Raw genomic sequence first — 4,768 nt, forward strand, 5'->3', positions numbered from 1 at the left:
CGTCCCACCGACCTGGTGTGGCGGTACGTGGTGAACAACTACGTGCAGGGCCGGAAGCCGGCGCCGTTCGACGTGTTGTTCTGGAACGCTGACACCACCCGGATGGCCGCCGCGCTGCACCGCGACCTGGTGCTGATGGGGCTGCGGAATTCGCTGGTCACCCCCGGCGGGGTCAGCATGCTCGGCAGCCCGGTCGACCTGGCCAAGATCACCTCCGACGCCTACATCGTCGGCGGCGTCGCCGACCACATCTGCCCGTGGCAAGCCACCTATCGCAGCGCGCGCTTGCTCGGCAGCAAGGACAACCGCTTCGTGTTGTCCACCAGCGGTCACATCGCGGCACTGGTGAACCCGCCCGGCAACCCGAAGGCGTCGTTCCACACCGGTTCAGTCGACGTCGAGGATCCCCAGCAGTGGCTGGACTCTGCTGAGAAGCACGCGGACTCGTGGTGGCCGGACTACGTTAGCTGGCTCGCTGAGCGCAGCGGCTCGGAGATCGACGCTCCGAAAACACTTGGCGGGGAGGAGCTTCCACCGTTGGGTCCCGCCCCGGGCAGTTATGTGATGGAAAAGTGACGAAATTGGAGTCGCAAGCTGCGGACAAGCGTCAATCGACTCGGGAGCGGCGACGTCTTCGTTCGCTACCGGTGAGTGAGTTTGGCGAGGAGTGCTACGTCGCCACCGGCGGGCAGCGGATCCGGGTGAACGTGCGGTGGGGAACAGGTGTGCCGCTGGTGCTGTGCAATGGCATCGGGGCAAGTCTGGAAGTGCTGGATCCACTGGTGGAGCAGCTCGATCCGGATACTACGGTGGTCCGATTCGATGTTCCAGGAGCGGGCGGCTCACCCACATCCCTTGCGCCTTACGGATTCCCCTACCTTGCCTGGGTGCTGGGTCGCGTACTTTCCGAGCTCGGAATCGGCGTGGTCGATGTGCTGGGGCTGTCCTGGGGTGGGGCACTTGCGCAGCAATTCGCCTTTCAGAACCCGCGCCGGTGTCGCCGCCTGGTTCTGGTGGCGACAGGTACCGGTGCGCTGATGGTGCCTGCTCATCCGCGTGTGCTGGCGAAAATGGCTACCCCCCGCAGGTTTTCGGATCCGGACTACGCCGCATCCATTGCCGGTGAACTGTACGGCGGCACTGTCCGCGCTCACGGTGAGGACGTCGCGCGACTTTTTTTGCAGCAGTTGCACGCCGGTTCGAAGATGGGCTACCTGCACCAGCTTCTCGCGGGTTCGGTGTGGACCAGCCTGTTCGCGCTGCCTGCGGTGCGGCAGCGGACGTTGATCGTGGCTGGCACCGATGATCCGATCATCCCGATAGTCAACGCGCACATCATGAACGCGTTGCTGCCCCATTCGCGACTGCATATACATAGCGGCGGCCACATCGATCTCGTGCACAACGCGGCCGAACTCGCACCCGTCATCGAGAAATTCCTGCATGAACCCGGAGAACGGCCATGACAACAATGCCAAAGATGCCTAGCCCCTTGAGCTCGTTTGAGACACGAGGCGCCAAGGACGCCGATCCGGCCACCGCCTCGCTCGTCGAGGACATCGGCCATGCCCGGGAGACCGACTACTTCTTGATGGCCGATCAGCTGACCGACCGGGAAAAGGAGATTTTTGCCAAGGTCCGGGCGCTCGGCGAGGCTGAGATCCTGCCGGTCGCCAATGAGTATTGGGAACGCGGCGAGTTCCCGTTCGAACTGGTTCCGAAACTTGCCGCGCTGAATATTGTCGGCGACTACAACCTGGGCGACCACGGGTGCACATCGATGAGCGCGGTGGCCGCCGGCCTCGTCACCTACGAGCTGTCGCGCATCGACGGGAGCATCGCCACGTTCTTCGCCGTACACGTCGGGTTGGCGATGCAATCGATCAATATCCTGGGCTCCGAGGAACAGCGGCAACGCTACCTGCCGGCGATGGCGCGCCTGGAAAAGATCGGCGCGTTCGCCCTGACCGAGCCCGAGCACGGTTCGGACGCCGTCATCCTTGAGTCCACCGCCGAGCGGCAAGGCGACGAATGGGTGCTCAACGGCCGCAAGCGCTGGCCGGGCAACGCCGTGTGGTGCGACTACGTCGTCGTATACGCCCGCGACACCGCGGACAACCAAGTCAAGGCGTTCGTCGTGGAGAAGGACAACCCCGGATACGCGGCGACCAAGATCGGCGGCAAGATGTCGCTGCGGATGGTGCAGAACGCTGACATCACCCTCACCGATTGCCGGGTGTCCGAAGACGCCCGACTGCAGAACTGCAACAGCTTCAAAGATGTGGGCAAGGTGCTCGCCGGCACCCGCAATTCCGTCGCGTGGGGGTCGGCCGGACACGCAGTCGCGGCCTACGACATCGCGCTGAACTACGCCCTGCGGCGAAAACAGTTCGGCAGGCCAATCGCCAGGAACCAGGTCATCCAGTCGATGCTGGTGGAGATGCTCGGCGATCTCACCTCGATGCAGCTGTACGCCATCCGAATGGCGCGGCTCATCGATGAGGGCAAGGTCGAAGAAACGATGGCCGCGCTCGCCAAGTACTACTGCACGGTCAAGGGCCGCAACGTGTGTCGACTGGCCCGCGACGTATTAGGCGGCAACGGTGTCTTGCTCGACTTCCACGTCATGCGTCACCTGTGCGACATGGAAGCCCTGGTCACCTACGAAGGAACTGCCGAAATCCAGTCCCTCATCGTCGGCCGGCACATCACCGGGCAGAGCGCGTTCGCCTGACGCAGCACTCGCCTCGACAGAGGATTCCTCGGTAGCAGTAGAGTATTCCTCGTGCCGAGATCCAGCGCCGCCGATGCGCGGGACCGATTGATGCAGACCGCCCGCCGGCGGTTCGCCGCCGACGGCGCCATCGCGGCAACACTCGACGAGATCCGTCGCGAGGCCGATGTCAGCGTCGGGGCGCTGTATCACCATTTCCCGGACAAACCAGCGCTGGCCGCTGCCGTCTACGCCCAAGTTATGCGCGAATACCAGACGGGATTCGTCGCGATGTTGCGCAGCCACGCGTCTGCCGAGGGAGGGATCCGCGGTGGCATCACGCACCACCTGCGGTGGGTGTCCGCCAACCGCAGCGAGGCGGCTTTGCTGCTGGGTGATCGGCTGGACAGCGCCGAGCTGCGCGACGCCAACGGGGAATTCTTTGCGGCCGTGCGGGACTGGTGGCGTCCGCACCGCAGCTATGGCGTGCTGCGCCCGATGCAGGCTGGCATCACGGCGGCATTGTGGTTCGGGCCGGCACAGGAATTCAGCCGGTACTGGATTGCCGGCGACGAACCCAGCATGTCGCGCGGGGTGGTCAAGACATTCGCCGACGCTGCGTGGAAGGTATTGCGGGCCAACGGAATCGAGGAGGACAAGTGATGAGCCCAGCGGAATCGCTCTACAACAGCATGATCGCCGACGGCGACGACCCCGAGGCGCCCGGCCGGGTACGTGTCGAGCATCGCGGTGACCGGGCGGTCGTTACCCTCGATGAACCCGACCGGCTCAACGTGCTTTCCGCGCCGTTGGTGCGGCAGTTACGGCGCGCGCTCGATGCGCTCGTTGCAGACACCGACATTCGCAGTGTGGTCCTCACCGGTGCCGACCCGGGCTTCAGCGCGGGTGGCGACTTGAAGATGATGCGTGCGGCCACCGAGCAGCTGAACCAACCCGAGGGAGTGGCCGACGTCTGGCGCTGGATCCGCCGCGAATTCGGCGGAATCGCCCGGCTGATCGCCGGGTCGGACACCATCTTCGTGGCCGCGCTCAACGGCCCGGCGGCAGGAGTCGGTCTGGCGTGGGCGCTGACTTGCGACCTCACCATCGCCAGCGAGCGTGCGGTGATCGTGCCGGCGTTCGGGCGGCTGGGCCTGATCCCGGAGGTCGGCACCAGCTGGGCGTTGACTCGTCGGCTCGGCTACCAGGGTGCGTTTGCGTACTACCTGCGCGGTGAGCACATCGACGCCCGGACTGCGCAACGGCTGGGGCTTGTGCAGCAGGTCGTTGAGCACGCCAAGCTGCTCGCTACTGCCGACGAATGGTGCTCACGGGTGGCCGCGATGCCGGCACACGCGGTGGCGATGACCAAGCCGCTGCTGCGGGCCGCGGCCGACGCCAGCTGGAACGACGCGCTCACCCTGGAGGAATTCGCCGAACCGACCTGCTTCACCACCGCCGCGTTCGCCGACAGCGTGCACAGCGTGCTGGCCGGACGTCCGGCGGTCGGTCAGAACGGCGGGGGATCGCTGTCGGTGTCGGGTGGTGCGGAGCCGAGATAGCTCACGCGCTCGGCTCGGCGGCGTGCCCGGGCGTCGCGATTCTGTCGGCGTTCGGTGGCGACGGCGTGGGCGCGGTTTTGGTCGCGGGTGCGGCGGCGTTTGGGCATCATCGCGGTGCGCTCGCCGCAGTAGTCGAGCGGCGGCTCAGTTTCTGGTGAGGGCAGACCGCCGGTGGATTGGCACAGGCTGGGAAACAACAGGGCGCTGCCGGGTGTGGTGACATACGTGTGCCCGGTCGGCGAGGTGAGAATGATTGTGCCGTCGGGCAATTGCTGATCACGCCAGCCCCAGAAGGTTTTTACCAAATATTGGGTGCGGCAGTAACACTTGAGGTTTGAGGCGTGGGTGGGCCCGCCGTCGGCGTAGGGGATGGTGTGGATGCTCCTATGCAGCGTCAAGTGCCTGCGTTGTTGGGTTTAGGTCGGCTTGGAGTGCTCGGTAGAGCTCGCGGACCACGGCCCGTTTAAGGCAGCGGATGATCTCCTTCTTGGTC

Annotated in this window: 4 protein-coding genes and 2 pseudogenes; 5 read left to right on the plus strand and 1 reads right to left on the minus strand. The window is 65.2% G+C overall.

Features of this window, described 5'->3' with window-relative positions; translation table 11 throughout:
* The 5 genes and pseudogenes from WAN71_RS01925 to WAN71_RS01945 all read left to right on the plus strand — a co-directional run.
* A pseudogene (locus WAN71_RS01925) lies at positions 1–576 on the plus strand (poly(3-hydroxyalkanoate) polymerase); the annotation flags it as partial.
* 71 nt (positions 577–647) lie between these two features.
* A complete protein-coding gene (gene phaZ / locus WAN71_RS01930) occupies positions 648–1,466 on the plus strand; it encodes a poly(3-hydroxyalkanoate) depolymerase (RefSeq protein ID WP_422223712.1) in 819 nt (272 codons plus the stop codon).
* Between the two features lie 14 nt (positions 1,467–1,480).
* Positions 1,481–2,734: an acyl-CoA dehydrogenase family protein gene (locus tag WAN71_RS01935; protein ID WP_422223713.1), complete on the plus strand. Its 1,254-nt coding sequence runs from the start codon at positions 1,481–1,483 to the stop codon at positions 2,732–2,734.
* A gap of 90 nt (positions 2,735–2,824) precedes the next feature.
* Positions 2,825–3,376, plus strand: coding sequence for a TetR/AcrR family transcriptional regulator (locus WAN71_RS01940; protein WP_422223715.1), 552 nt, complete (start codon positions 2,825–2,827; stop codon positions 3,374–3,376).
* Entirely contained in the window at positions 3,376–4,275 is a 900-nt protein-coding gene (locus WAN71_RS01945; RefSeq protein WP_422223714.1) for an enoyl-CoA hydratase/isomerase family protein, read from the plus strand. Before WAN71_RS01940 ends, WAN71_RS01945 begins: the two co-directional genes overlap by 1 nt.
* Here the strand turns inward: WAN71_RS01945 and WAN71_RS01950 are convergent.
* A pseudogene (locus WAN71_RS01950) lies at positions 4,224–4,652 on the minus strand (hypothetical protein); the annotation flags it as partial. The gene WAN71_RS01945 and the pseudogene WAN71_RS01950 sit on opposite strands and share 52 nt — an antisense overlap.
* Between the last annotated feature and the right edge of the window lie 116 nt (positions 4,653–4,768).

The sequence above is a fragment of the Mycobacterium sp. genome (genome assembly GCF_049280035.1).
GTDB lineage: Bacteria > Actinomycetota > Actinomycetes > Mycobacteriales > Mycobacteriaceae > Mycobacterium.